General features: G+C 55.9%; 1 rRNA gene. It reads right to left on the reverse strand.

What is annotated here, in order from left to right:
- Positions 1-399 (reverse strand): 23S ribosomal RNA (locus AC04SF_RS37520); the annotation flags it as partial.

The raw sequence follows: 399 nt of genomic DNA on the forward strand, positions 1-399 counted from the left end.
CTTGGGGGAGATAAGCCTGTTATCCCCGGGGTAGCTTTTATCCGTTGAGCGATGGCCCTTCCATGCGGAACCACCGGATCACTAAGCCCGACTTTCGTCCCTGCTCGACTTGTAGGTCTCGCAGTCAAGCTCCCTTGTGCCTTTACACTCTGCGAATGATTTCCAACCATTCTGAGGGAACCTTTGGGCGCCTCCGTTACCTTTTAGGAGGCGACCGCCCCAGTCAAACTGCCCACCTGACACTGTCTCCCCGCCCGATAAGGGCGGCGGGTTAGAAGGTCAATACAGCCAGGGTAGTATCCCACCGATGCCTCCACCGAAGCTGGCGCTCCGGTTTCCAAGGCTCCTACCTATCCTGTACAAGCTGTACCAACATTCAATATCAGGCTGCAGTAAAGC

Source organism: Mesorhizobium sp. CNPSo 4671 (assembly GCF_057784245.1).